This window comes from Gemmatimonadaceae bacterium, assembly GCA_019637445.1.
Taxonomy (GTDB): Bacteria; Gemmatimonadota; Gemmatimonadetes; order Gemmatimonadales; family Gemmatimonadaceae; genus Pseudogemmatithrix.
On the sequence record JAHBVS010000003.1, the window covers coordinates 247,614 to 272,082 of the forward strand.

The 24,469-nt window shown below is 67.8% G+C and carries 24 protein-coding genes, 4 tRNA genes and 1 rRNA gene; 27 read left to right on the forward strand and 2 right to left on the reverse strand.

Annotation, left to right across the window (positions count from 1 at the left end):
• Positions 1–29: 29 nt before the first annotated feature.
• The gene (locus KF709_14090; protein ID MBX3175540.1) at positions 30–593 is read right to left on the reverse strand and encodes a hypothetical protein; all 564 of its coding nucleotides are present in this window, start codon (positions 591–593) and stop codon (positions 30–32) included.
• Positions 594–644: 51 nt separating this feature from the next.
• On the opposite strand from KF709_14090, the gene murA reads away from it, so the two are divergent.
• The 17 genes from murA to KF709_14175 all read left to right on the forward strand — a co-directional run bounded on the left by murA (position 645) and on the right by KF709_14175 (position 17,657).
• Positions 645–1,931 carry a UDP-N-acetylglucosamine 1-carboxyvinyltransferase gene (gene murA, locus KF709_14095; protein MBX3175541.1) on the forward strand — a complete coding sequence of 429 codons (1,287 nt, stop codon included), beginning with the start codon at positions 645–647 and terminating at the stop codon, positions 1,929–1,931.
• Positions 1,931–2,629 (forward strand): polyphenol oxidase family protein, encoded by a 699-nt coding sequence (locus KF709_14100; protein ID MBX3175542.1) that lies wholly within the window; start codon positions 1,931–1,933, stop codon positions 2,627–2,629. Before murA ends, KF709_14100 begins: the two co-directional genes overlap by 1 nt.
• 203 nt (positions 2,630–2,832) lie before the next feature.
• Positions 2,833–3,279 (forward strand): hypothetical protein, encoded by a 447-nt coding sequence (locus KF709_14105; GenBank protein MBX3175543.1) that lies wholly within the window; start codon positions 2,833–2,835, stop codon positions 3,277–3,279.
• Between the two features lie 22 nt (positions 3,280–3,301).
• On the forward strand, positions 3,302–4,630 hold the full coding sequence (nusA, locus tag KF709_14110) for a transcription termination factor NusA (GenBank protein MBX3175544.1): 1,329 nt from the start codon (positions 3,302–3,304) through the stop codon (positions 4,628–4,630).
• A gap of 9 nt (positions 4,631–4,639) precedes the next feature.
• Complete coding sequence (locus KF709_14115) at positions 4,640–4,975, forward strand: ribosomal L7Ae/L30e/S12e/Gadd45 family protein (GenBank protein MBX3175545.1); 336 nt, start codon at positions 4,640–4,642, stop codon at positions 4,973–4,975.
• A 12-nt stretch (positions 4,976–4,987) separates the two neighbouring features.
• Positions 4,988–7,768, forward strand: coding sequence for a translation initiation factor IF-2 (gene infB, locus KF709_14120; protein MBX3175546.1), 2,781 nt, complete (start codon positions 4,988–4,990; stop codon positions 7,766–7,768).
• A gap of 24 nt (positions 7,769–7,792) precedes the next feature.
• Positions 7,793–8,179 (forward strand): 30S ribosome-binding factor RbfA, encoded by a 387-nt coding sequence (gene rbfA / locus KF709_14125; protein ID MBX3175547.1) that lies wholly within the window; start codon positions 7,793–7,795, stop codon positions 8,177–8,179.
• Positions 8,157–9,101 carry a tRNA pseudouridine(55) synthase TruB gene (truB, locus tag KF709_14130; GenBank protein ID MBX3175548.1) on the forward strand — a complete coding sequence of 315 codons (945 nt, stop codon included), beginning with the start codon at positions 8,157–8,159 and terminating at the stop codon, positions 9,099–9,101. The genes rbfA and truB overlap by 23 nt, the downstream gene beginning before the upstream one ends.
• Complete coding sequence (locus KF709_14135) at positions 9,091–10,041, forward strand: bifunctional riboflavin kinase/FAD synthetase (GenBank protein MBX3175549.1); 951 nt, start codon at positions 9,091–9,093, stop codon at positions 10,039–10,041. Before truB ends, KF709_14135 begins: the two co-directional genes overlap by 11 nt.
• Before the next feature lie 94 nt (positions 10,042–10,135).
• Positions 10,136–11,767, forward strand: coding sequence for a protein translocase subunit SecD (secD, locus tag KF709_14140; protein MBX3175550.1), 1,632 nt, complete (start codon positions 10,136–10,138; stop codon positions 11,765–11,767).
• Positions 11,767–12,723 (forward strand): protein translocase subunit SecF, encoded by a 957-nt coding sequence (secF, locus tag KF709_14145; GenBank protein MBX3175551.1) that lies wholly within the window; start codon positions 11,767–11,769, stop codon positions 12,721–12,723. The genes secD and secF overlap by 1 nt, the downstream gene beginning before the upstream one ends.
• Before the next feature lie 4 nt (positions 12,724–12,727).
• A complete protein-coding gene (locus tag KF709_14150) occupies positions 12,728–13,582 on the forward strand; it encodes a TatD family hydrolase (protein MBX3175552.1) in 855 nt (284 codons plus the stop codon).
• A gap of 46 nt (positions 13,583–13,628) precedes the next feature.
• Entirely contained in the window at positions 13,629–15,302 is a 1,674-nt protein-coding gene (locus tag KF709_14155) for a formate--tetrahydrofolate ligase (protein MBX3175553.1), read from the forward strand.
• An 8-nt stretch (positions 15,303–15,310) separates the two neighbouring features.
• Positions 15,311–15,700, forward strand: a complete 390-nt coding sequence (locus KF709_14160) for a RidA family protein (GenBank protein MBX3175554.1) — start codon at positions 15,311–15,313, stop codon at positions 15,698–15,700.
• Positions 15,701–15,873: 173 nt separating this feature from the next.
• Entirely contained in the window at positions 15,874–16,845 is a 972-nt protein-coding gene (selD, locus tag KF709_14165; GenBank protein MBX3175555.1) for a selenide, water dikinase SelD, read from the forward strand.
• 28 nt (positions 16,846–16,873) lie between these two features.
• Positions 16,874–16,970: transfer RNA gene (locus KF709_14170), tRNA-Sec, on the forward strand.
• A gap of 93 nt (positions 16,971–17,063) precedes the next feature.
• Positions 17,064–17,657, forward strand: a complete 594-nt coding sequence (locus KF709_14175; protein MBX3175556.1) for a hypothetical protein — start codon at positions 17,064–17,066, stop codon at positions 17,655–17,657.
• Positions 17,658–17,909: 252 nt separating this feature from the next.
• Here KF709_14175 and KF709_14180 read toward each other — a convergent pair whose 3' ends face one another.
• Entirely contained in the window at positions 17,910–18,668 is a 759-nt protein-coding gene (locus KF709_14180) for a UDP-2,3-diacylglucosamine diphosphatase (GenBank protein ID MBX3175557.1), read from the reverse strand.
• A 66-nt stretch (positions 18,669–18,734) separates the two neighbouring features.
• On the opposite strand from KF709_14180, the gene KF709_14185 reads away from it, so the two are divergent.
• The 10 genes from KF709_14185 (at position 18,735) to KF709_14230 (ending at position 24,185) form a co-directional block, all read left to right on the forward strand.
• A complete protein-coding gene (locus KF709_14185) occupies positions 18,735–19,163 on the forward strand; it encodes an acyl-CoA thioesterase (GenBank protein ID MBX3175558.1) in 429 nt (142 codons plus the stop codon).
• Entirely contained in the window at positions 19,160–19,660 is a 501-nt protein-coding gene (locus tag KF709_14190; protein ID MBX3175559.1) for a hypothetical protein, read from the forward strand. The genes KF709_14185 and KF709_14190 overlap by 4 nt, the downstream gene beginning before the upstream one ends.
• On the forward strand, positions 19,654–20,007 hold the full coding sequence (locus KF709_14195) for a hypothetical protein (protein ID MBX3175560.1): 354 nt from the start codon (positions 19,654–19,656) through the stop codon (positions 20,005–20,007). The genes KF709_14190 and KF709_14195 overlap by 7 nt, the downstream gene beginning before the upstream one ends.
• On the forward strand, positions 19,994–20,485 hold the full coding sequence (gene rfaE2 / locus KF709_14200; protein ID MBX3175561.1) for a D-glycero-beta-D-manno-heptose 1-phosphate adenylyltransferase: 492 nt from the start codon (positions 19,994–19,996) through the stop codon (positions 20,483–20,485). Before KF709_14195 ends, rfaE2 begins: the two co-directional genes overlap by 14 nt.
• Positions 20,485–21,204 carry a ribonuclease PH gene (rph, locus tag KF709_14205; protein ID MBX3175562.1) on the forward strand — a complete coding sequence of 240 codons (720 nt, stop codon included), beginning with the start codon at positions 20,485–20,487 and terminating at the stop codon, positions 21,202–21,204. The genes rfaE2 and rph overlap by 1 nt, the downstream gene beginning before the upstream one ends.
• A 16-nt stretch (positions 21,205–21,220) precedes the next feature.
• Positions 21,221–21,877 (forward strand): non-canonical purine NTP pyrophosphatase, encoded by a 657-nt coding sequence (locus tag KF709_14210; GenBank protein ID MBX3175563.1) that lies wholly within the window; start codon positions 21,221–21,223, stop codon positions 21,875–21,877.
• A 38-nt stretch (positions 21,878–21,915) separates the two neighbouring features.
• Positions 21,916–21,989, forward strand: a tRNA-Pro gene (locus KF709_14215).
• Positions 21,990–22,045: 56 nt separating this feature from the next.
• Positions 22,046–22,119 (forward strand) — tRNA-Arg (locus KF709_14220).
• A gap of 32 nt (positions 22,120–22,151) precedes the next feature.
• A tRNA-Lys gene (locus KF709_14225) sits at positions 22,152–22,224 on the forward strand.
• A gap of 437 nt (positions 22,225–22,661) precedes the next feature.
• A 16S ribosomal RNA gene (locus KF709_14230) occupies positions 22,662–24,185 on the forward strand.
• Positions 24,186–24,469: the final 284 nt, after the last annotated feature.

Genomic DNA, 24,469 nt, shown 5'->3' on the forward strand with positions numbered 1-24,469 from the left:
GACGGTGGCCGAGGCTTGGGCGCGGCCAGCTAGCTGCGTTGGCGCAGCCGCGGCCCGTTCCGGCGGCTGGACACCGACGCCGAGCGCTTCTTGCGCTTCTTCTTGCCGCGGCCGAAGCCCAGGAAGCGTGCGCCTGCCTTGAGGCCGCCGACTGCCGTGCTCGTCACGGCCGCCACGCGTTGGCCGGTGTCGTACACGCGGCCCAACATCTCGGCGAGGTCGTCCACACGTTCCGCCAGGTTGTCCACCGTGTCGCGGACTCGCTCGTTGGCCAAGGACACCGTTTCGCGTGACTCTTCGGCCATCTCCCGCGCCGCCGCCGCCACCTGCCGCACATCCTGGGCGGCCATGTTGGCGTTCATCGTCAGCGGGCGCAGTTCGATCAAGACTTCTTCGAGCTTGCGGTGCAGTTCCTTGCCCACGGAACGCAGGGCCAAGAGCATCGCCAGCACCACGAGCACGGCAAGCAGCGTCAGGATCGAGGTGATGCCGCCGACCACGAACACCACCTGCTCGAAGGCGGTACGCACGGCAGGCACCTGGCGCACCAGGACCGTGTCGGCGATCGCGTTGGCTTGAAGGAACAGGACCATACCGTATCCTCACGCGGGGGTGGCACGGCGTCAAGGCGATATATTTGCGCCATGGCCTCACCTCAGTTTGTCGTGGAAGGCGGTCGTGCGCTGTCAGGGAGCATCCGACCGACCGGAAACAAGAACGCCGCGCTCCCGATTGTCTGCGCGGCGCTGCTGACCGAACATCCGGTCACCCTGGAGAACGTCCCGCGCATCCGCGACATCGAGAGCCTGCTGGGGTTGGTACGGGCCGCCGGCGCATCCGCGGACTGGACCGCACCGAATACGCTGGTGATCCACGCCAAGACGCTGCGCGGCGATAGCCTCGATCCCGAGCTCTGCGCGCGCATCCGCGCGTCGATCCTGCTCGCCGCGCCATTGCTGGCCCGCTGTGGCAGCGTCACGTTGGTCCCTCCGGGCGGTGACGTGATCGGCCGCCGCCGCCTCGACACCCACGTCCTGGCGCTGGAAGCCCTGGGCGCCGTGCACGAGTTCGGCGAACGCATCGAGTTCCGGGCCAAGAAGCTCGTGGGGGCGGACATCTTCCTGGACGAGCCGAGCGTCACGGGCACCGAGAACGCCGTGATGGCGGCCGTGGCCGCGCAGGGGACGACGATCCTGCACAACGCCGCCAGCGAACCGCACGTGCAAGACCTCTGCCGCATGCTCGAAGTGCTCGGCGCGCAGATCGAAGGCATCGGTTCCAACGTGCTCACCATTCACGGTGGACGCCCGCTGCAGGGCGGAACCTTCCGCATTGGGCCGGACCACATCGAGGTCGGGTCGTTCATTGGACTCGCCGCCGTCACGCGGTCCGCGCTGCGCATCGAGGATGCCGGCGTGCGCCACCTGCGGTCCACCCGACTGGGCTTCGAGCGGCTCGGCGTGCGCACCGAGGTGGATGGCGACGCCTTGGTCGTGCCGGCGAAGCAGGACCTGCGCATCCAGTCCGACTTGGGCGGCGCGGTGCCGAAGCTCGAGGACCAGCCCTGGCCGGCGTTCCCCGCCGACGTGATGTCCATCGCCATCGTCACGGCGACGCAGTGCGAGGGCATCATCTTGTTCCACGAAAAGATGTTCGAGTCGCGGCTCTTCTTCGTGGACAAGCTGATCGGGATGGGCGCGCGCATCGTGCTTTGCGACCCGCACCGCGCCCTCGTGAGCGGACCCACGCAGCTGCGTGGCGCACAGGTGGAGAGTCCCGACATCCGCGCCGGCATGGCCATGCTCATCGCTGCGCTCTGCGCCAAGGGCACCAGCACGATCAACAACGTCGGGCAGATCGAACGCGGCTACGAGCGCATCGACGAGCGATTGAACGCGCTCGGCGCGTCCATCAAGCGCATCGCGGGCTGATGGCGCTTCCGCCGCGCCTGGAGATCGTCGCGTTCGAGGACATCGGTGTGCGCGCCTTCACCACCACGCGTGCGGCCGGTGACTTCAACCTCAGCGACCCGGCCGTCGGCGGTGATGCGCGTTGGCAGGCACTGCAGCAGGCGCTCGCCGCGGAAGGCGCACCGCGACTCGCCTCCGCGAAACAGGTACACGGCACACGCGTGCTGATCCACGCCAAGCCCTTCGAGGGATGGCTGCGCGTGGATGATGCGGACGGACACGTGATGCTCGGCGCGGGGGCGGCCGCGGTGACCATCGCGGATTGCGTGCCCGTGTTCATCGCACACCCGGCTGGTGCGGTTGGGATGGTCCACGCGGGCTGGCGCGGCGTCGCGGGTGGCATCCTCCCCGAGGCGCTGCGACAGTTTGCTTCACAGGGATATCCCGTCGACGAACTGCGCGTGCACCTTGGCCCGAGCATCTGCGGACGCTGCTACGAGGTTGGCGTCGAGGTCTACGAGCAGCTGACGGGCTGGGAGACGAAGCGCGCGCGGCAGGTGGACCTACGGGCGCTGCTCGCCGAGCAAGCGAAGCAGTTCGGCGTGGCCAAGTGGTCGGCCAGCGGTGAGTGCACCCGCTGCGACAACGGCGAACTGTTCTCGCATCGCGCCGGTGACAGCGGCCGACAGATCGCCTGTATCTACAGCGCGGCCGACTAGGGTCCTGCAGGCGCGCTTGGCGCGGCGCAAAGACCACCTCCACAACGTCGCGTCTCGCTTGACTCACTGACGCGCACCCCGTATCCTCAGAGGGTCGGAGACATTCCGGTTTGGCGTTGCGGAGTGTGGGGGAAGGTCTCCCCGCACTTTTTTTGTTCTCTTGAACGGGATCTGTCGCGGTGAAGGAAGCGCTTCAAGGCATTGTGACAGAAGAACTTGGACCGCTTGGCCTCGAATTGGTCGAGCTCCGCCTCGGCGGGTCCAAGGGGCGGCCCGTCCTGGACGTCCGCATCGACCGACTGGACCTCGAGAAGGTGCAGGTCGGGGACTGCGAGCGCGCCTCGCGGGCCATCGAGGCACGGCTGGATGGTCGGCCGGACCTGGTGCCCGAGCGCTACGTGCTCGAAGTGTCGTCCCCGGGAATGGAACGTCCGCTGCGCAGCGTGGCCGAATGGCAGCGCTTCGTGGGACGCGTGGCCAGCGTCAACAGCCCCGCGCTGCACGGACGGCAGGAACTGAAGATCGTCGCGGTGGAGGGGGAGGCTGGAGCGGAGTCCCTGCGCCTGCGCGACGACAAGAAGGGCACGGAGCACGTGATCGCGTTCGGTGATGTGATCGACGCGCGCCTCGTGTTCCAATGGAAGCCCTAGATCATCTACGACGGAGAGCGGGATGGGTGGTTCGACCGAAATCCTGATGGCCCTGCGCGAGCTGGCGGACAGCAAGCAGATCCAGCGCAGCGAGCTGCACGACTTGTTGAAGGACGGCATCCTGGCCGCCCTCGCCAAGAAGCACGGGCCCACGGTGCAGGCCGAGGTGGACATTGATGACGCCGCGGGCGAGATCCGCATCGTCATCCTGAAGAAGGTCGTCGAGGAGCCCGAGGACGACATCATCGAGATCTCCCTCGAGGAAGCCCGCTACGAGGACCCGGACTACCAGGTCGGCGACCTGATGGAGATCGAGGTCCCGTTCTCCGAGTTCGGCCGTTCCGCCGTGCAGGCGGCCAAGCAGCGCATCGTGCAGCGCGTCCGCGAGGGCGAGCGCACCAAGATCCGCGACGAGTTCTCCGGCCGCGTGGGCGACCTGCTTTCCGGCGAGATCCAGCAGATCGAGCGCGGCAAGATCGTCGTGATGCTCAACAAGTTCCGCGAGGCCGAGGCCATCATCCCGTACCGCGAGCAGAACCATCGCGAGACCTACTCGCAGGGTGAGCCGGTTCGCGCGGTGCTTAAGCGCATTGAGGAGACGCCGAAGGGCCCACGCCTGATTCTCTCGCGTGCCGACGCGTTGTTCGTGCAGGCACTGTTCCGCCTCGAGGTCCCGGAAATCCAGTCGGGCATCGTCGAGATTCGCGCCGCCTCGCGCGAGGTGGGCAGCCGCACGAAGATCGCTGTCGTCTCGCGCGATGACGCCATCGATCCGGTCGGCGCCTGCGTGGGCCTCAAGGGCTCGCGCGTGCAGGCCGTCGTGCAGGAACTCGGTGGCGAGCGCATCGACATTGTCCCTTGGTCGAACGACCCGGAGCGATTCGCCAAGCTCGCGCTGGCACCCGCGAAGGTCGCCCGCGTGTTCAGCGACGCCGCGGCCAAGACCATCCAGGCCGTCGTGGACGAGGACCAGCTCTCGCTGGCCATCGGCCGCAACGGGCAGAACGTGCGTCTCGCCTCGGAACTCACCGGCTGGAAGATCGACCTCTACTCGAGCCGCGAGTGGCTGGAGCGTGGTGGCGACATCCCGCTCTTCGCACCGCTGCCCGAGGACGACGAGGCCGCAGACGTGCCGCTCGGTGACATCGACGGCTTGGCCACCGCCACGGTCGCGGTGCTCGAGGCCGGTGGCTATCGCACGTTGAACGACATCATCGATTTGGAACGCGACGACTTCCTGAAGTTGCCGGGCATCGCGCCCGAGGAAGCCGACCGCATCATGGCCATCCTCGACGAACTCACCGAAGAGGGTGGCGACACCGCCGAGCCGAAGGCACCGGCGGCGGAGTAGGGCAGGACCGTGGACGAGGCGACCACACGACGCGTGCTCGGTCTCCTCGGACTCGGCGTCCGGGCACGGAACGCCATTGTCGGCGTCGATAGGGTCCGGGATGGCGTGAAGCGCGGTGAGGTGCGGGTGGCGGTGGTCGCCCGCGATGCCTCGGCGAATTCACGCCAGAAGGTCGAAGGGTTGTTGGAGGGCCGCGCGGTGCCGACGCTGTTCGTCGCCAGCGCGGCGGAGTTGGGTGGGATTGCGGGGCGGGAGGCCACGGCCGTCATCGGCGTGACCGATCGCAAGTTGGCGGAAGGGATCCTCAAGGCCGCCGCATCGGGGGCCGGGGATCAGAAGACCTAACGGAGGCAGGGTTTGAGCAAGCTTCGGGCAAAGGATCTGGCAGTCGAGTTCGGGATTGAAGCCGACGAGGTGATGGCGATGCTGCGCGCGATGGATATCGCGGTGCGCACCCCCGTCTCGCCGCTCGATGACGACCATGTGGCGCGCGTGCGCGTCCGCTGGGAACGCGACAAGCGGACACGCGCCACGTCGGACACGGCCGCGGAGGCCAAGCCGGCCGCGAAGAAGAAGGCAGCGGCCAAGAAGAAGACCGCCGCCGCCTCTGGCGCAGCCAAGCCTGCCACTAAGAAGAAGGCCGCCGCCAAGAAGAAGGCGACGCCCGAGCCTGAGCCCGCACCGGCCGCCGAGGAGGCACCAGCCAAGACGACGCGCCGTCGGCGCGCGGCGGATGTCGCCAAGGCAGAGGCCGAGGCCGCTGAGGCCGCGGCGGTCGCTGAGGCCGCGGCTGCCGAGGCGGAAGCCGAGCGTGCCGCTAGGGCCGAACGCGACGCCGCCGAAGCCGAGCAGGCCGCAAAGGCTGCGCAGGAGCAGGCCGCCGCCCGCGCCCGCGCGGAGGAGGCGGAGCGCAAGCGCGTCGCCGAGGCCGCGGCGGCGGCTGCTGCGGCGACTCCCGAGGCGCCGGCTGCGCCGCGCCCCGCCGCACCGGAAGCCCCGCGGCCGCGCCCTGTGGCCCCGATGGCACCGCGTCCGCGCCCCGTCACCAGCGGCATGCCCATCCCCCCGCGCCCCATCGCCTCGGCGACGCCGGGCGGCGGACTCTCCGGCGGCCGCCGCGACGACCGCGGCCGTGGCCCCGGCACCGGTGGTGGCCCGGGCTTTGGCACGGGCGCACCGTCCTCCGGCCCGCGCCGTGGGAAGAAGGGCAAGCGGGTCGACCAGGAAGCCGTCTCCGCGAACATCTCGCGCACCATGCGCCAGATGGGCAGCGGACCGTCCAAGCGCCGTGGCGGTCGTGATGACTCCGCCGCGCGTGAGGAGCTCGCCGCCATCCGCGCCGAGATGGCCGAGCGCGAGAAGACGACCATCCGCGTCAATGAGTTCATCACGGTGAGCGAGCTGGCCGACATCCTCAAGGTGCCGGCCACGCAGATCGTGTCCTTTGCGTTCAAGCACCTCGGGTTGATGGTCACCATCAACCAGCGCATGGACTTCGACCAGATCGAACTCATCGCCAGCGAGTTCGGCTTCATTGCCGTGCGTGAGGAGGAGTACGCCGCGGCGCCCGAGGTTGAGGAGACCGACGCCGCCGAGGACCTGCAGTCGCGGCCGCCCGTGGTCACCATCATGGGCCACGTCGACCACGGCAAGACCTCGCTGCTCGACTACATCCGCAAGGCCACCGTGGTCGCCGGCGAAGCCGGTGGTATCACGCAGCACATCGGTGCCTACCACGTGTCGCTGCCGGATGGCCGCACCATCACCTTCCTCGACACGCCTGGTCACGAGGCGTTCACCGCCATGCGCGCCCGCGGCGCGCAGGTGACGGACATCGTCGTGCTCGTCGTCGCCGCGGATGACGCGGTGATGCCGCAGACCATCGAGGCCATCTCGCACGCCAAGAACGCAGGCGTGCCGATGATCGTCGCCATCAACAAGATCGACTTGCCCACCGCCAACGCGATGAAGGTCCGCCAGGACCTCCTGCAGCACGGCGTGGTGCTCGAGGACTTCGGTGGCACGGTGCTCGCCTCCGAGATCAGCGCCAAGAAGGGCACGGGTGTGAAGGAACTGCTGGAGCAGGTGCTCCTGCAGGCCGAGATCCTCGACCTCAAGGCCAACCCGGATCGCCGCGCCACGGGCTCCGTCATCGAAGCCCAGCTCGACCAGGGCAAGGGTGCCGTGGCCACGATCCTCGTGCAGAACGGCACGCTGAAGGTCGGCGACGACTTCATCTGCGGCCTGCACTCGGGCCGCGTGCGTGCGCTGCTCGACGAGCGTGGCAAGCAGGTCAAGGAAGCCGGCCCCGCCGTGCCCGTGCAGGTGCTCGGTCTCACCGGCGTGCCGATGGCCGGCGACCAGTTCATCTGCGTGGCCGACGCGCAGGAAGCGCGTGAGATCGCCCAGCGCCGCGAGCGCCTCGATCGCGAGGCCAAGAGCCGTCGCACCGCCAAGGGCGCCGTCTCGCTCGAGGAGTTCATGGCGCAGGCCGGCTCCGGCGAGAAGCGCCAGCTCAAGTTGCTCATCAAGGCCGACCAGGGCGGCCCGGCGGAAGCGCTCGCCGACGCCTTGCAGCAGCTCAGCAACGAGGAAGTGCAGGTCGAGGTCGTGCAGCGCGGCGTCGGTGCCATCAGCGAGAGCGACATCCTGCTCGCCAAGGCCGCCGGGGCGATCATCATCGGCTTCCACGTGCGCCCGGACACCAAGGCGCGCGCGGCGGCCGACCGCGAGGGCGTGGAGCTCAAGCTCTACCGCATCATCTACGAGGCCGTGGCCGATGTGCGCGCCGCGCTCGAAGGCCTGCTGCGTCCGGAGGAGAAGGAAGTCGTCGTCGGCGAGGCCGAGGTGCGCGAGACCTTCAAGGTGCCGAAGATCGGCGTCATCGCCGGCTGCTTCGTGCGCTCGGGTCTCATCAACCGTCAGGGCCGCGCCCGTGTGGTTCGCGACGGCGTCGAGGTCTACGACGGCACCATCGCGTCGCTGCGCCGCTTCAAGGACGACGTGCGCGAGGTCAAGGAAGGCTACGAGTGCGGTATCGGCATCGAGAACTTCAACGACCTCAAGGTCGGCGACGTCATCGAGACCTACCGCACCGAGGAAGTCGCGCGCACGCTGCAGCCGGCCTCGGCCGGCTGAGCGGCGCGGGGCGGGGGAGGCCCGATGCCACCACGTGATCCACGCCGCGCCGACCGTGTCGGCGAGGCCATCCGCGAGGAAGTCGCGGCGTTCTTGGCGCGCGAGGCCAAGGACCCGCGCATCACGGGGCTCGTCACCGTGACCGGCGTGGAGATGAACCGCGACCTGCGGCACGCCACGATCTTCGTGAGCGTGATGGGCTCGGACACCGAACGGGCGGCTACGCTCGAGGGCCTGGCCAGCACGGCGCACCACCTGCGCAGCCGCGTGGGGCGTGCGCTGCGCCTCCAGTTTGCCCCAGAGCTCGTGTTCAAGCTCGACGAGTCGGTGGCCCGCGCGGCGCGTATCGAGTCGCTGCTCGCCGACCTGAAGCGCCCGAGCGAGCCGGATGCCGGCCCCAGCGACGACTGACGGCCTGCTCCTCGTGGACAAGCCGGCCGGCGTCTCCTCGCACGATGTCGTCTCCATCGCGCGGCGGGCCATCGGCGAGAAACGCATCGGGCACGCGGGCACGCTCGATCCCTTCGCCACCGGCCTGCTGATCCTCTGCGCGGGCCGCGCCACGCGGCTGCTGCAGCACCTGCCGGACGAGCCCAAGGTGTATCGGGCCACGATTCGTTTCGGTGCGGAGACCGACACGGAGGACCTGCAGGGCGAAGTCGTCCGTGAGGCCGAGCTGCCCACACGCGACGCGCTGCTGGCCGCGTTGCCGACGTTTGTCGGGGCGCTTGAGCAGGTCCCGCCGGCGTATTCCGCCAAGCGAGTGGACGGCAAGCGCGCCTACGAGCGCGCCCGCGCGGGGGAGGCGCTTGATCTCGCGGCTGTGCCCATCCGGGTCGAGCGCTGGGAAGTCCTCGCGTTGCGAGACGCTGACGGCGCCGATATCGGCGGGGAAAGTGACGGAGCTCCTGGCAGCGTTGGCGCACACGGTGCGGCACGAGTCGCCGAGGCGGAGGTCCGCGTCACCTGCGGTGGCGGCACCTACGTCCGTTCGCTGGCCCGCGACCTCGCGCGCAGCGCCGGCAGCGCGGCGCATCTCGTCGCCCTGCGCCGCGAGCGTTGCGGCGCCTTCGATGTCGCACAGGCCACGACGGTCGAGCAGCTCAAGGCCGGCGAGGCCCCGCTGCGGCCCGCCCTCGACGCCCTCCCTGGATTCCCGGTGCAGGCGCTCTCCGACGACGAGCTGCAGCGCATCGTGCGCGGCATTGCCGTGGACGCCAGCACCGACGGCGCGTGGGCGGCCCTCGTTCGCGACGACCGCCCCGTGCTCGTCGCGCTCGCCGAGCGCCGCGAGGACAAGTGGCAGCCGCGCGTGGTGATGCGTGAAGCCTGATCCGGCCTTCGGCCTTCCGCCGGAAGTGCGCGGCACGGTCTGCACCGTCGGCACCTTCGACGGCGTGCACCGCGGGCATCAGCTTGTGCTCAAACGCCTCGCCGACCGCGCCCGCGCGCACGGGCTGCCAGCCGTCCTCGTGACCTTCGAGCCGCACCCGCTCGAGGTCGTGAACCCCGCGGCCGCTCCCCAGCTCCTGACCCTGGGCGACGAGCGTAGCGAGGTGCTCGCCGAGAGTCCACTCGACTACGTCGTCGTCCTGCCCTTCACGCCGACCCTGTCCCGTTACGAGGCGCACCACTTCGTGGACCTCGTGCTGCGCGATCGTCTTGGGGTGCGCGAGCTCTTGATCGGGTATGACCACGGCTTTGGGCGCGCCCGCTCCGGCGACGCCGAAGTCCTGCGGGCGCTGGGAACTGCCAGAGGCTTCGACGTCACCGTCGTCGAGGCCTATCAGGGGGCGGATCATCGCCCGGTCTCCAGCACGACGATTCGGCGCGCCGTCGCCGGCGGAGACCTCGGGCGCGCTGCGGACGGACTGGGCCGTCCGTACTCCGTCGGTGGCATCGTGCGCCCCGGCGACGGCCGCGGCCGCAGCATCGGATTCCGCACCCTAAACCTCGGCGCGCCCAGCCCTCGAAAGCTCCTGCCGCCGGAAGGGGTGTATGCGGTGCGCGCGCAGACGCCGGCAGGTGCCTTCGATGGCATGATGAACCTTGGGCCACGCCCCACGTTCGGTGATGCCGGATCCAGCATCGAGGTACACTGCTTTGACCTAGCGACCGATCTCTATGGCGCGCGGGTCCGGATCGACTTCGTGGCCCGCCTGCGGGAGACGCGCAAGTTCGCCTCGGTCGATGAGTTGCGTGCCCAGTTGCAGCGCGATGAACTGGCTGCCCGCGCCGCACTCCGCGATGCCGGCGATTTGCGGCCGGCCTGAACGCTCTCAACCCATTGGTTTCGATTGACTTGGCCCCTCTCGGCGGGTACTCTTCGAGGCTATTCCTGACGCATAACATCTTCCTGCCCCCGGAATGCAAAACCTGAAGGCTCGCCTCATCCTGATTGCGGCCATGATCGTCGCGTCGGCGTGGGCGCTCTTCCCCCGCAGCGTCGTCGAGCGGTTCCCAACCGCCGACGGTTCCTTCGTCGACAGCACCGTCAGGCGGATGCCGCTCAAGCTCGGCCTAGACCTGCGCGGCGGCATGTACCTCGCGCTCGAAATCGACCAGTCGCAGCAGCAGGTCGCCGACAACGATGACGCCCTCGACCGCGCACTCACCGTCGTCCGCCAGCGCATCGACGAGTTCGGCGTTGCCGAGCCCGTCGTGCAGCGGCTGGGCGATGACCGCATCACCGTCGAGCTCCCTGGCATCGACGACCGCGAGCGGGCCACCGCCGTGGTGCAGCGCTCGGCGTTCCTGCAGTTCCAGATCACGGACAAGACGCAGGCGCTTGAGCGCGTCGCGCCCCGGCTCGACCAGATCGTCAAGACCCGCGGCCTCACGCGTGTCAGCACGGTCGTTGGGGACACGGCCACCAACAACGCGCTGAGCTCACTGTTCCAGGCCGCCGATTCGTCGGGTGCGCTTGCCGACAGCGCCGCGCAGGGGACCGACGGCCCCTTCCGCCGCCTCATCGCCCCGGGCTCGATGCCCGGGCAGTACTACGTCGCCAACAGCGACGTCAGCGAAATCTCCCGCTATCTCACCGACTCCGCGGTGAGCGCGGCGCTGCCGCCGGGCAAGGTCGTGCGCTGGGGCGCCGACTCGGTGCCGCTGGGGCAGGTCTACTACCGGCCGCTCTACGTGCTCGACACGCGAGCGATCATCACCGGCGAGTATCTGATCGACGCGAAGCCCAGCCAGGATCCCCTCGAGGGCGCCAAGGTCGACTTCCAGTTGAACAACGAAGGTGGCCGCCGCTTCCGCACGGAGACGGGCCGCCACATCGGCGACAACATGGCCATCGTGCTCGATGACCGTGTCATGAGCGCCCCGACCATCCAGGGCGCGATCGGGACCCGCGGCCAGATCACGATGGGCAGCAACGACATCCAGGCCGCGCAGGACCTCGCGCTCGTACTGCGCGCCGGCGCCCTGCCCGTGCCGCTCACCGTGGTTGAGGCCAGCACCATCGGCGCCACGCTCGGCGAGGATGCCATCCGTGAAGGCCTCACCTCCGGCATCCTGGCCATCGTGCTCGTCGTGGCCATCATGCTCCTGTACTACCGCTTCTCCGGCCTGCTCTCCGTCGCCGGACTCTTCTTCTACATCCTCGTCACGCTGGCCATCCTGGCCGGCTTCGACGCCACGCTGACGCTGCCCGGCATCGCCGGCTTCGTGCTCTCCATCGGCATGGCCGTCGACGCCAACTTCCTCGTGTTCGAGCGCATTCGTGAGGAGCTCGATGCGGGCAAGTCCGTCCGACTCGCCATCGACGAGGGCTTCGACCACGCGTGGAGCGCCATCGTCGACACGCACGTGACGACGGCCCTCACGGCGGTCATTCTTTACCAGTTCGGCACCGGACCCGTCCGCGGGTTTGCCGTGGCGCTGCTGGCCGGCCTCGTGGCCTCGCTGGTCAGCGCGATCTACGTCGTCCGGTCGCTCTTCTACCTCTGGCTGAGCCGTCAGAAGACGGCCCCCTCGACCCTGAGCATCTGATGTTCCGCATCCTGCACAACACCTCGTGGGACTTCGTGCGTCAGTGGAAGCTGGCGTTCATCACGGTCGCCATCCTCGTAGTCCCGGCGATCATCCTGGTCCCGATCTCCGGCTTCAACTACAGCATCGAGTTCACGGGTGGCACGGAGCTGCGCTTGCGGTTCGCCGAGGCGCCCGCCCTCGCCGACGTGCGCGCGGCGATGTCCCAGGCAGGCCTGGGCGAGCCCGAAGTCGCCACCTTCGGCTCGCCGGAGGAGATCCGTATCCGCGCGCAGGAGCGCGAGGCCGTCGAGCGTCAGGCGGAGGGCGCCGGCACCATCGCCGACGAGATCGAGGCTGCCCTGCGCAGCACCTTCGGCGCCGAGTCCTTCACGCGCCTCTCCGGCGGCGCGGTCGGGCCGCGGGTCGGCGCGGAGCTGCGCCGCAATGCCATCGTCGCGACGCTGATTGCCTTCGCCCTGACGCTGGTGTACCTGGCCTGGCGCTTCGAGTGGCGCTTCGGCGTCGCCGCCGTCATCGGGACACTCCACGACTCCTTTGCGACGCTGGCCTTCATCAAGTACGGCAACATCGAGATCTCGCTGTTCGTCGTCGCCGGCATCCTCACCGTCATCGGCTACTCGATGAACGACACGGTCGTCGTGTTTGACCGCGTGCGTGAGAACCTGCGCAGGAACCGCAAGCAGTCGCTGGCGGAGACCATCAACCGCTCGATCAACGAGACGCTGCCGCGTACGGTGATGACGGGGTTGACCACCTTGGCCTCGCTGCTCGCCCTGCTCATCCTCGGCGGGCCGGTGATGCGCCCGTTCGCGGCGATCCTGACCTTCGGCATCATCGTCGGCACCTTCAGCTCCATCTGGGTGGCGGCGCCGCTGCTGCTCTGGATCGAGCGCAAGTGGCCGCACTCCACGGACGCGACGCCGCACGCGCGCTCGGCAGCCGCGCGCGCCTGAGGCAGTGAACGGACACGATCGGCCCCGGCCCGAGGAGCAGACTCCTCGCGCCGGGGCCGTTGTCGCTTCGCCGGCGCCCGCTTCGCCGGCGCCATGGATCGATTCGCACGCGCACATCGCCAGCGAGGCCTTCGACGCGGACCGCGACGCCGTGCTGCAGCGCTCCCGCGAGTCGGGCGCCCAGGGCATCATCTGCATCGGCGAGTCCCTTGAGGCGGCAGCGCGCGCCAGGGGCATCGCCGAGGCCAATCCAAGCTTCGTGTGGTGGACGGCCGGGGTGCATCCGCACGATGCCGCCGGCTTCGACCCTGGCCGTGACGTGGAGGCCATTGCCGCGGCGCTGCAGGCCGGCGCCGTGGCCGTCGGCGAATGCGGCCTCGACTACCACTACGATCATTCGCCCCGCGCCCTCCAGCGGCGCGCCTTCGCCGCGCAGTTGGCGCTCGGCGCGCAACACGACCGAGCGGTCGTCGTGCACACCCGCGAAGCCGAGGATGACACCATCGCCATGCTGCGGGAGGCCGGCACGGCCGGCATCCGCGGCGTGCTGCACTGCTTCACCGGCTCACCGGCGCTCGCCGAGGTCGGGCTTGAGGCCGGCTGGTACGTATCCTTCGCCGGCATCGCCACGTTCAAGAAGTGGGAGCGCGACGATGTCGTACGTCGCGTCCCGGCCGATCGCCTGCTCTTGGAGAGCGACAGCCCGTACCTCGCGCCCGTGCCAAACCGTGGCAAGCGCAACGAGCCCGCCTGGTGCGCGCACACGCTCGCCAGGCTCGCCAGCGTCCGTGGGGACGACCCCGTATCCCTCGGACGCGCGGTGGCCGACAACGCGCGCACGCTCTTTCGCCTTTCGTAGTGCCCTTCGTGTTCCCCCCATTCGTCACGAGGACTAGGATTCGCAGATGACCGTTCCCTCCGATATTGAAATCGCGCAGGCCGCGACCCTGCGCCCCATCACCGACGTCGCCGCCGACATCGGCCTCGGCCCCGACGACCTCGACCTCTACGGCAAGTACAAGGCCAAGGTCTCCCTCGAACTCACCGCGCGCGCGCCCAAGGGCAAGCTCGTCATCGTCACGGCGATCAATCCCACGGCGGCCGGTGAAGGGAAGACCACCACTTCGGTCGGCCTCGCCCAGGCGCTGCGCAAGCTCGGCAAGAACGCCGTGCTCTGCATCCGCGAGCCATCGTTGGGCCCTGTCTTCGGCGTGAAGGGTGGCGCGGCCGGCGGCGGCTACGCGCAGGTCCTCCCGATGGACGACATCAACCTGCACTTCACCGGCGACTTCCACGCCATCAGCTCGGCGCACGCGCTCCTCAGCGCGATGCTCGACAACCACCTGCAGCAGGGCAACGCGCTCAACATCGACCCGCGCCGCATCACCTGGCCGCGCACCATCGACATGAACGACCGCGCCCTGCGCAAGGTCGTCATCGGGCTCGGCGGGCCGGCCGAAGGCGTCGTGCGCGAAGAACGCTTCGTCATCATCCCGGCTTCCGAGATCATGGCCATCCTGGCCCTGGCCACCAGCGCCAAGGATCTCGAGGAGCGGCTCGGCAACATCATCGTCGGCGCGACGTATGGTGCCGAGCGCAAGCCGATCTATGCGCGCGACCTGAATGCTCACGGCGCCATGGCCATGCTGCTCAAGGACGCCATCCGCCCGAACCTCGTGCAGACGCTCGAGGGCGGTCCCGCCTTCGTGCACGCCGGCCCCTTCGGCAACATCGCGCACGGCTGCAACTCCATCCTCGCCACGCGCGCCGCGATGGCCGTCGGCGACATCGTCGTCACCGAGGCCGGCTTCGGCTCGGATCTCGGCGCAGAGAAGTTCTTCGACATCAAGTGCCGATTCGGTGGCCTCAAGCCCGATGCCGCGGTGCTTGTCGCGACCATCCGCGCGCTCAAGATGAACGGCGGCGCCAAGAAGACCGAGCTCGCCAAGGAAGACCTCGCCGCGCTGAAGAAGGGCGTCGTGAACCTCGAACACCATATCGCCAACGTGCGGCAGTTCGGCATGGAGCTCGTGGTCGCCATCAACCGCTTCGGAACGGACACGGACGCCGAGCTCGCCATCGTACGTGAGGCCGCCGAGAAGGCGGGTGCACGCGTGGCGCTCTGCGAGGTCTTCGCCAAGGGCGGGGAAGGCGGCGCGGCGCTGGGCAAGGAGGTGCTCGATATCCTCGCCGGCGGCAAGTCGAAGTTCGCGCCGATCTACGAGACCAAGCAGCCCATCAAGGCCAAGATCGAGACCATCGTGCGCAAGGTGTACGGCGGCGAGGGCGCGGAGTACAGCGCCAAGGCCGAGCGCGCCATCGCGTATCTCGAGAGCATCGGACTCGGTGAGACGCCCATCTGCATGGCCAAGACGCAGTACTCGCTCTCCGACGACGCCACCAAGCTCGGCCGCCCGAGCGGCTTCAAGGTCACGGTGAACGATGTGTATCCCGTGGCCGGTGCTGGGTTCGTGGTCGCGCAGTGCGGCGAGATCATGACGATGCCGGGCCTGCCGAAGGTGCCGGCCGCCGAGCGGATGAAGATCAATCCGGACGGCTCCATCGAAGGCCTCTTCTAGGACCAGCCATGGCAAACCGCGTTCAGACCGTCAGCACCAAGGCCGCGCCGGCGGCCATCGGCCCATACAGCCAGGCGACCATCGCCGGCGGTTTCCTGTTCACTGCCGGCCAGATTCCGCTCGATCCAACCAGCGGCGAACTCGTCGGCGGCGACATCGAGCCGCAGACGAAGCAGGTGCTCGCCAATTTGGCCGCCGTGCTCAAGGAGGCCGGTGCCGGGTGGGGCGATGTCGTGAAGACGACGGTGTTCCTCACCGACATGGCCGACTTCCCGCGCTTCAACGAGATCTACGCCGCCACGCTCGGCGACGCGCGGCCCGCGCGCTCCACGGTGCAGGTGAGTGCGCTGCCTCGTGGTGTGAACGTCGAGGTGGAATTGGTCGCCAAGCTGGCCTGAGCGACCACGCCGACGGAGGACGAAGAACGAAGGCTCGCGTGGGCGCCGCGAAGGCCCCCGAGGCGCGCGCTGTTAGCTTTCGTCCTTCGTCCTCCGTCCTCTGCCCTGAGATGACCCGCGAACAAATCTTCCGCCTGACGCAGTTCGCCCGCTGCGCTGGCTGAGCGTCGAAGATGGGTCCGGGTGACCTGTCCGCCGCGCTCGCGCCGCTGCCGCGCGAATCCGATCCCCGCTTGCTTGTTGGTCGCGAGACCTTCGATGACGCGGGGGTGTTTCGGCTGTCCGACGAGCTCGCGTTGGTGCAGACGGTGGACTTCTTCGCGCCCATCGTGGACGATCCGTATCGCTTCGGCCGAGTCGCCGCCGCCAACGCACTCTCCGACGTTTACGCGATGGGCGGCACCCCACTCACGGCGATGAACATCGTGGGCTTCCCGGACAGGCAGCTGCCACTCGAGGTCCTCACCGAGATCCTGCGCGGCGGTGCCGACGCCGTGCATGAGGCCGGGGCGCGCATCGTCGGGGGGCACACGGTGACGGACGAGGAACTCAAGTACGGATTGTCGGTAACCGGGCAGGTGCACCCGGATCGCATCCTCTCGAACGCCAACGCGAAGCCCGGCGACTTGCTCTTCCTGACCAAGCCCTTGGGCACGGGCATTCTCGCCACCGCGGGGAAAGCGGGCGCGCTCGCCGATGAGCACGGGGAGGCCCTGTATGCGTCGATGGCGGCGCTGAATCGCGAGGCCAGCCTGGCCGCGGTCGCACTCGGGGCGCGCTGTGCCACCGACGTCACGGGGTTTGGCCTGCTGGGGCACGCGCGCCATATCGCCAAGGCCAGCGGCGTGCGTGTGGTCGTCGACCACGCCTCGCTGCCGCTGTTGCCGGGCACTCGCGAGGCGCTGGCCGCTGGACACGTGCCGGGCGGCACCAAGCGCAATCTCGAGTGGGTTGATGCGGACTGCGACTGGGCGGACGTCGGCGGCGACGTCCGCAACATCTGCGCGGACCCGCAGACCTCGGGCGGCCTGCTTGTGTGCCTTCCCGAGGCACTGGCCGCGCAGTTTCGTGCGAGCGTTCCGGCCGCGGCGCTCGTTGGCCGCGTGGAAGCCCGGAGTGTCGGCGCACAACTCAGGGTCGAGTAGTGCCCACCGCGCGTACTGACGTGGATCTGGGGGTGGAGGGGGTCTGGTGGTCCCCGCGGTCTTCAAAACCGTTGCGGCCTGACTGCGTCGGGCTGGGTGGGTTCGATTCCCACACGCTCCCGCCACGGCGCGCCCGCAGCCTCACCGATCTTCTGGGCTCTGGTGGCGGTATCGGCCGCAGGGCCGCGCGCTGCGTTGGCGCTGTTCTCGCGACGGCGATGGCCCTTTCGGTGCCCGTGTATGCGCAGAGTGCCGCCGGCGCCCGCGCGGGAGCCGAACGCCCGGCTGTCGTCACTGCAGATCCGACGCCCGCCGCGCAAGACGACGAGTTGCGCCCACCGATCACTCCTCGCCGCGCGTTCTTCTCGTCGCTAGTGCTTCCTGGCGCGGGGCAGGCACGCCTCGACAGACCCTACGCCGGCGGGCTCTTCGTCGCGCTGGAGGTGGTCGCGCTCACGATGATGCATCGCTCCGCCGAGGACCTCCGCATCGCCCGTCGCTTCCGCAACGACTCGATGCCGTTGACCTACCAGACGGACGCGTCCACGGGCCTCGTAACGCGCGATACGCTCGGCAATCCCGTCGTAGCCACCTGGCAGCGCTCGAAGTACACGGAGAGCTGGGCCCGCGCGCGCCGCCTGCACCTCGAGGACTGGACCGCCGCGCTGATCTTCAATCACCTCTTTGCCGGCGCCGACGCCTTCGTCGCGGCGCAGCTCTGGGATCTCCCCCAGAAGGTGGGTCTGCGCCAAACCCCGTTCGGTTCGGCCCTCGCGCTGACGTTCCCCTTCGGTCGCGCGCCACGCCGGTAGCGGCGCACCATTTTTGGTTGCGTCGCTGGGATGGTCCTGCGTATTTGCCACAGAGGCACAGAGACACAGAGGGATCAGTTCGAGCGTAGGCCTCGGTGTCTTTTGCAATCAACCACTTCTCAGGGGGCGTGGCGGAGAGATCTCTCCACCGAAGCCCCCTTCTTGGCGTCCGGCGGGCAGGCACAGAGGCCGAAATGCTCGCCTAGCCCTCTGTGTCTCTGTGCCTCTGTGGCAAACTTCGGTGCTCGAATCTCAGCCCACGCGCGCAAGAGACGACACCGTCTCGACCGCGCCGCCCGCATAGCGACACAGCGCCACCGCATCCGGCGTGAACCGCAGCAGCTGCGGCGCATCAAGCCAGGCACCGGGATTCGCAAACACCCCAGAACCCAGTCGCTCCAGCGTCGCCATGTGCGAATGCCCGAAGACCACCGCTTCGGGAGCATCCGCCGCGCCGAGGCGCGATTCCGCCACGCGCCGGAGTCCCTCGCCACCATCGCCCGGCCGATAGTTGCGGCTCGTATGCGAGCTACGCAGCGCCAGTGCCGTCCCCCAGTCAGGGTGCAGCCAGCGGTAGAGGCGGATGGCCAACGGATTGCGCAGCACCGCGCGCAGCCGCCGATACGGCGCATCCTCCTTCTCGCGCAGCCCATCGCCGTGCTCGATCACCGTGTCCCAACCACCCAAGGAGCCGCGCCACGGGCCCACGTGGTAGTCCACGCCGACGTCCTTCCGCAGCACCTCGCCGCCCCAGCAGTCGTGGTTGCCGGCCACCCACATCACGGGAAGGCCCTCGTCCACCAGTCGGGCCAGCTCGCCCATCACGCGGATCCCCGTGCGCGGGACCACGTGCCGCCACTCGAACCAGAAGTCGAAGAGGTCGCCGTTGATGACCAGCGAGCCGGCGTCACCCGGCAGCGAGCGCAGGAAGCCGACCAAGTCGCGTTCGGTCTCCGCCGGCGCGACGCCGAGATGGGCGTCCGAGAGCAGGTAGGCGGGCGACGGAAGCATCGCACAATCCTATCGGCAGGGCGCTCCCTTTACAAAGGGCCGCGTGTCCCCCTAGACTCGCCGGCTATGGAGAGCGTCTCCGAACTGCGCGTGCGCTACGCCGAGTCCGACCAGATGGGGGTCGCCTACCACGCGAACTACCTCATCTGGTGCGAGGTCGGCCGTACCGACTTCATCCGCGAACTCGGCATGACCTACGCCGAGATGGAGCGCCAGGGCGTGTTGCTCGCCGTGGCCGATGCGCAGTTGCGGTATCACGCCTCCGCGCGCTACGACGACCTCGTCAGGATCGTCACCTCGCTCACGGGGGTACGCTCGCGCATGGTGAGCTTCGCCTATGAGATCTCGCGCGTGAACCCCGATGGCAGCCGTGGCGACCGTCTCGCGTCGGCGTCGACCACCCTCGTCTCACTCGACGCCCAGGGACGGCCCACCGCACTCCCCGCAGCCATCAAGACGCTGCTGGACCGCGGCCTCGGCGGGAGCCCCGCATGAACCGGCGTCGCATCGTCGCGTCGCTGCTGGCGCCCGTCGTGCTGCTCCTCGCTGGGTGCTACAGCTTCGCCGGCGGCGGCCTGCCGCAGCACGTGCGCACCGTCGCGGTCCTGCCCTTGGACAACGGTACGACGAACCCGTTGCTGCCGCGCGAACTGCAGGACGCCCTGCGCGAGGGTATGCAGTCCCGGATGGGCCTGCGCGACGCGCCCGAGGACCGTGCCAGCGCGGTCGTGCGCGGCCGCATCACCGAATACGAGTTCGACATTCCGGCCGCCTTCTCGGCCAACCCCAACCAGGCGACCACCGCCCGGCGCCGGCTCCGTATCCGAGCCGACATCGAAATCGTCGATCAGGTGTCGGGTCAGGTCCTCTGGTCACGCACGGGCATTCAGGCCGAAGGCGAATACGCCGAGGGCTTTGAGGCTACGGGCCGCAAGCAGGCCATCGACCGCATCGTCAACGACGTCATCGAAGGAGCCCAGTCGCAATGGTGAGGGCGCGCGCAGGGAAGGGAACGCTCGGCTGCCTGTTCAGCATCTTCGTGGTGCTGGCCGTCGGCTACTTCGGGCTCAATGTCGGACGGCCATTCTGGAACTACTACCAGTACAAGGATCGCATGCAGCAAGAGGCGCGCTTCGCGAGCAAGCGGTCCAACGCCACGATCCAGAAGCGCCTCAAGGACTTCGCCGACTCGCTGCACCTCCCGGAGAACGCCAACAAGGTCAAGGTGCGCCGCCGCACCGGCACGATCGAAATCTGGGCGGAGTACTACGAGCTCATCGAGTTGCCGGGCATCGTGAAGGAGTTCTACTTCGAGCCGCGCGCCGTTGGCACCTTCTGAGGCCGTGACGGGGCCCGCCGCCAGGATCCTCTCGCGCGACGAGGCCCGTCGGTGGCGCCGCGGCTGTCGTGGCGACGTGGTCTTCACCAACGGCGTGTTCGACCTCCTGCACCCGGGACACGTGGATGTCCTGCGGGCAGCTCGTGCGGAAGGCGCGCACCTGGTCGTGGGCGTCAACAGCGATGCCTCCGTGCGCCGCCTGAACAAGGGGCCGGAGCGCCCGGTGCGCAGCGAGCGTGAACGGGCGTATGTGCTCGCGGCGCTCGAGGGCGTGGACGCCGTCGTCATCTTCGATGAGGACACGCCCTTGGAGCTCGTCGCCGCACTGGAACCTGATGTCATCGTGAAGGGCGGCGACTATTCGCCCGAACAAGTGGCCGGTGGCGACATCGTGCGCGCACGCGGCGGCCGAGTCGTTATCGTCCCACTCACACCGGGACACTCCACCACCGCCACCATCACCAAGCTCCGGACCTGATGCCTTCGCCTCGCCCCAACGATCGTGCGCTCGACGCCCTGCGCAGCGTGAACATCGAACGCCACGCCGCGCCGAACGCGGAGGGCTCCTGTCTCATCGCCTTCGGCAACACCCGCGTGCTCTGTGCCGTCTCGGTTGAGGATGGCGTGCCTGGCTGGAAGAAGGGCAAGGGCGAAGGCTGGCTCACTGCCGAGTACGCAATGCTGCCGCGCGCAACGAACACGCGGACCTCGCGCGAGCGCGGACAGGTCGGCGGGCGCACGCAGGAGATTCAGCGGCTCATCGGGCGCAGTGTGCGCGCGATGCTCGATGACTTCGCCTGGGGTGAGTACACCCTCAAGGTCGACTGCGACGTGCTGCAGGCGGATGGCGGCACGCGCACGGCAGCGATCACCGGCGCGAGTGTGGCCGTGGTGGACGCCTTCGAGTGGATGGTACGCACAGGCCGCCTCAAGGCATCCCCGGTGAAGCGCCGTGTGGCGGCCGTCAGTGTCGGCGTGGTCGACGGCGCGCCGTTGCTTGACCTCGAGTACTCCGAGGACGTGCGCGCCGAGGTGGATGCCAACGTGGTGATGGCCAGCGCCGAACGTTTCGTGGAGGTGCAGGGCACGGGCGAGCACGGCACGTTCTCGCGTGCGGAACTCGACCGCCTGTTGGATCTCGCCCACGGCGGCATCCGCGCGCTGCACGCGGCGCAGGCACGGGCACTGGGCGCGTGATCGGCCTGGGGCACTCGTGAGCGCCGCCGGGTACGGCGCGCAGCCCCTGGTGTTGGCCACGCGGAGCAGCGGCAAGATCCGCGAGCTGTCTGCACTCTGCGCGGCGGCCGGTCTTGCCACCGAGTCCCTCGACGACGCCGGCATCTCGGAGTCGCCCGCTGAGGACGGTATTGAGGTGTTCGAGACATTCGCCGGGAACGCACGCGCCAAGGCGCGCTACTTCGCTGAGCGCTTGCCCGGACGCGTGGTGCTCGCCGAGGACTCCGGGCTCGCGGTCGTCGCACTCGGTGGCGCACCCGGTGTGCTGAGCAAGCGCTGGTCCGGCAGCACGAACACCGGCGCCAGACTCGATGCCGACAACAACGCCGCGTTGGTGCAGCGCCTTGTCGGCGTGCGTGATCGCAGCGCGCGCTACGTGTGCGTTGCGGTGATTGTGTCGACGGGCGCGGAGTGGAGCGCCGAGGGCCGCGTCGAGGGACGCATTGCGGACGTGGCGAGTGGCCGCGGTGGATTCGGCTATGATCCTTGGTTCGTGAGTGATGAGTTGGGCAAGTCGTTTGGCGACGCCACGCCAGAGGAGAAGGCGATGGTGAGCCATCGCGCACGGGCGGTGCGCGCGGTGCTTGGCGAGGCGATGGCGGTGTTGCGTCATCGCGTGCGCGGCGTCAGTTGACCGACGGCACAGTGCCGTTTATCCTTGGTGTCTGGTTGCGGGGCGTAGCGTAGCCCGGTATCGCGCCTGCTTTGGGAGCAGGAGGTCGCCGGTTCGAATCCGGCCGCCCCGATCGTTGGCAAGGCAAGCGTGGTGCAGAGGTCGCGAACAGGACACGGTGGATCTGAAGCGCCAGTAGCTCAGTTGGATAGAGCAACAGCCTTCTAAGCTGTGGGTCGGGGGTTCGATTCCCTCCTGGCGCGCCTCGCAAGCGGATGCAGGGTCTGAGCGACCTGCGCCCTTAGCTCAATTGGCAGAGCAAGTGACTCTTAATCACTAGGTTGTAGGTTCGATTCCTACAGGGCGCATCGCAGGAGGCCTCGGGCAGTGAGCCGGGGCCTTTTGCATCGGAGGAAAGGGAGCGCGAGGCGTGCGGGATTTGCTCTTGCGCGTCGATTTTCTTCGGTTTATGTTTAGCGTCCTTTTCCCGGTTGGCTTGGGGGAGGGGCTGGGGCTGCGAGGCCCGCGTGAGTCTGGGCAAGCAAGTCGAAAATATTTTTTCGAAGGCCTTGACGAACGGAAGATGTGGTTGTATTGTTGGAGGCTGTCACGGAAATCGTGATGAGCGTAAACGAGCTGATTGAAAATCGAGACGAGAGAGATCGCAAAGTGTGCGAGGCGAACTCTGTGAACTGAGAGCTGTCAGGCGCTCAGGGAGAGTTCAGACCTGAAAACTTTTGTGATTCCGAAATAACGCTGTCATGCGACAGCGTGACAGCGATTCGGAAGAGCCTATCGAAATCTTCTATTGGAGAGTTTGATCCTGGCTCAGGACGAACGCTGGCGGCGTGCTTAACACATGCAAGTCACGGGGGCCCGCAAGGGCAACCGGCGAACGGGTGCGTAACACGTGAGCAAGCTTCCGATTTCTGGGGGATAGCCGGCCCAACGGCCGGGTAATACCGCATACGTTCACTAGGCGGCATCGTCTGGTGAGGAAACCTCCGGGGGAAATCGAGGCGCTCGCGGCCTATCAGCTAGTTGGCGGGGTAACGGCCCACCAAGGCGACGACGGGTAGCTGGTCTGAGAGGATGGCCAGCCACATTGGGACTGAGACACGGCCCAGACTCCTACGGGAGGCAGCAGTGGGGAATATTGCGCAATGGACGAAAGTCTGACGCAGCGACGCCGCGTGTGGGATGAAGCTCTTCGGGGTGTAAACCACTGTTGCCCGGGACGAAACTCCTTATTCGTAAGGACTGACGGTACCGGGTGAGGAAGCACCGGCTAACTCTGTGCCAGCAGCCGCGGTAATACAGAGGGTGCGAGCGTTGTCCGGAATCACTGGGCGTAAAGGGCGCGTAGGTGGCTTGGTAAGCGTGTGGTGAAAGTCCGGGGCTCAACCCCGGATCTGCCGTGCGAACTGCTGAGCTTGAGCACTGTAGAGGCAGGTGGAATTCCGGGTGTAGCGGTGGAATGCGTAGAGATCCGGAAGAACACCAGTGGCGAAGGCGGCCTGCTGGGCAGTAGCTGACACTGAGGCGCGACAGCGTGGGGAGCAAACAGGATTAGATACCCTGGTAGTCCACGCCGTAAACGATGGGTACTAGGTGTCTGGGGGAGCGACCCCCTGGGTGCCGGCGCTAACGCATGAAGTACCCCGCCTGGGGAGTACGGCCGCAAGGCTGAAACTCAAAGGAATTGACGGGGGCCCGCACAAGCGGTGGAGCATGTGGTTTAATTCGACGCAACGCGAAGAACCTTACCTAGGCTTGACATGCTGGAGAAAGCTTGCGGAAACGTGAGCCCCTCTTCGGAGTTCCAGCACAGATGCTGCATGGCTGTCGTCAGCTCGTGTCGTGAGATGTTGGGTTAAGTCCCGCAACGAGCGCAACCCTCACCCTTAGTTACCAGCGGGTAAAGCCGGGGACTCTAGGGGGACTGCCGGTGCCAAACCGGAGGAAGGTGGGGATGACGTCAAGTCATCATGGCTCTTACGTCTAGGGCTACACACGTGCTACAATGGCCGGTACAGAGGGCTGCTAACTCGCGAGAGTACGCCAATCCCCAAACCGGTCCTCAGTTCGGATTGTAGTCTGCAACTCGACTACATGAAGCTGGAATCGCTAGTAATCGTAGATCAGCTACGCTACGGTGAATACGTTCCCGGGCCTTGTACACACCGCCCGTCACGCCATGGAAGTTGTGAGCGCCCGAAGTCGGTGTCGGAACCCGCAAGGGACCAAGCCGCCTAAGGCGAGCGCAATGACTGGGGCGAAGTCGTAACAAGGTAGCCGTAGGGGAACCTGCGGCTGGATCACCTCCTTAACGGAGCTGCGAGTAGGCCGGGTCTTCGGACCGTCGGGCACGAAAGCGCTACCGGTATGTCGCCGCCTCACACACGGCGATTCTCTCTCGACTCGACTTATAGCTGTCTGGCGGCCGCCACGGGGCAACCCTGGGGGCCGCGTATGACCCGCTGTTTGACAACGGAAAGTGGTAGTGTTCGTGGGATGACGAATCACACTAGTGACACATATTTCTCCGCGTAGTCCTCGGACTGCGCACCGAATATCTGATCACTCGTTGTAGATCGCGCGTGCTCTGCTAGA